This is a genomic window from Streptomyces katrae, from assembly GCF_000966975.1.
Taxonomy (GTDB): domain Bacteria; phylum Actinomycetota; class Actinomycetes; order Streptomycetales; family Streptomycetaceae; genus Streptomyces; species Streptomyces katrae.
This window is the reverse complement of record NZ_JZWV01001544.1, coordinates 1-2,159: the sequence shown is the minus strand read 5'-3', so window position 1 is coordinate 2,159 and position 2,159 is coordinate 1. Positions and strand designations below refer to the sequence as shown.

At 77.7% G+C, this 2,159-nt stretch carries 1 pseudogene; it reads left to right on the top strand.

The features are described from left to right. Window positions 1-2,159: pseudogene (locus tag VR44_RS39030) on the top strand (DNA-binding protein); the annotation flags it as partial.

Sequence of the window (2,159 nt, the reverse complement as noted above, 5' to 3'; positions counted from 1 at the left end):
CCTCCCGGCGCTGCTCGACCTGGTCGCCCGCTGCGCCGGCCCGCTGCGCGCCGAACTCGCCGGGCCGGGCCGGGAACAGGGCCTGCGGCTGGGCCTGCAGGACGTCAACCTGCTCGACCTGCTGCTCTCCCTGGACCTGCCCGTGGCCGAGCCCGGCGACGACGCCAGGGCCGTCCTCGGACTGGAGGAGTGGAGCCGCTCGGAGAACCCCCGCGACCTGAGGGCCCTGTGCGCGGACGAGCGGCTGCGGCCCGCCTTCTTCCGCACCCTCAACCGGTTCAACAGCCACATGTCGGGCGGCCGCGAGGCCGTGCGGCGGCTCGCCGTGACCCCCGGCAGCAGCCCGCTGATCGCCGAGTGGGTCCGCGAGGTGGCCGCCCAGTCCACGGCGACGGCCCTGCCCGACCTGCCCGAGGCGATCCGGCGCCTGACCTGGCTGCCCTCCGAAGCCCTGGCACTGGCCCCGGCGGAGGTGGCCGCGGCCGCCGCCGCCGACCTGGACGAGGTCCTCGCCCGCACCCTGCGCGGCGGCATGTTCGAGGAGCTGGTCTGGCCCGCCTGGGAGAGCGCCGTCCGCGAGCTGACGCCCGGCCGGGGCCGGGGCCACCTGACCGTGATGGACGCCTGGCCGTACGTCATCGTCGCCAACTCCACCCAGGTGCGGGTCATCGACGCCGACTCCACCGTCCTCACGCACGACCTGCGGGCGCCCTCCGTCAACGGCCGGCAGCTCGGCTTCCACTACACCGACGGCGACCTGCTCGTCTTCTGGGCCACCTACAACGGCCCCGTCGAGGGCTACTGGCTGAGCGCCCCCGACGACGTCCTCACCCTCGACTCGGCGGCCACCTACTGGTCGATCCGCTCCGGGCACGTCTCGCTGCCGCTGCCCGGCGGCGGCCGCACCACCGGCGCCGGCGTGCTGCGCCGCGGCGACAGCCTGGTCCCGGCCGAGCGGGCGGTCGTCTCCGACGGGACCTCGTACTGGGCGTGGGACCCGGACCGCGACTCCGGCGGCCCGGGCTGGGCCGAGTACGACCCGGCCACCGGGGCCACGGGACGGCGTTCGATGCCCGGCTTCCTCGCCGACGCCCTCGACGGCCACCCCGGCGGCAGCACCCTGCCCGACAACATCGGCCAGAACTGGCTGCGGCCCGCGCCCGCCGTCGAGGGCTCGGTGCTCGGCGCGCCCGCGGACGGCCTGCTGGGCTGGCGTGCCGTGCGCGTGCCGGGCCAGGGCTGGCACGGCTCCGACACGGCCGGCGGCCGGGTCCGCGTCCCCGAGGGCGGCGCCAGGCCGGACGCGGCGGTCCGGCTGCCCGGTGACGAGCGGCCCCGCGCGGTGAGCAGCGACTGGCGGACCCTGTCCCTGAGCGACCCCGAGGGGGCCGTCACCGCCCGGACCACCGCCAACCACCACGGCGCCCCGCACGCGGCCGGCGACGCGGAACTCCCGCCGCTCGCCTACTGGTACTTCCTGCGCCCCCGCGATCCCGAGGGCTCGGCGGCACTGCGCGCGCTGGACGCCCCGGCCGCCGGAGCACTGCTGAAGGCGGCCGCCGAGGCGGAGGGGCGCGAGGAGCTGCCCGCGCTGGTCCGCGAGGCCCTGCCGGCGATCGGCTCGCCCGTGCTGATCGGCGGCGTCGTCGACGTGCTCCGCTCCGCGCTGGTCCAGCGCAAGGCCCTGGCCCGCGTCGCGGAATCCCTCACCGCCCGCCCGGCGGCCCGGCCGAAGCCGGCCGTGGAGCGCGGTCCTTCCGACCAGCTGCTCGACGCCGCCCTGCACGGGCTGACCGGCAACCCCTACCACCGCTACTACGGCGGGGACACGGACGCCACGTCCGCCTTCCTGCGGGCGCTCGGCGCGGCCGCCGCCGACACCGCCGCCGAGGCCGTCGCCGGCCGGCTGCACGTGGACGTGCCGCGGCTGGCACGGTCCTCGTTCCCGTGGGCCGACCTGTTCCTGGGGGCGCCCGCCGCGGTCGCCTACCGGGCGGTCGCCGCCGGCACCACGCAGGAGCAGGGGCAGGCGCTGTGCCGGCTGCTGTCCCAGGTGGACGCGCTGGGTCTGGCCTCGGCCGAGACCTCCGCCACGAGCTGGCGGCGGCTGACGGTGCGGATCGACACCGCCCACCTGCTGGGCGCCGACGGCCGGGAAC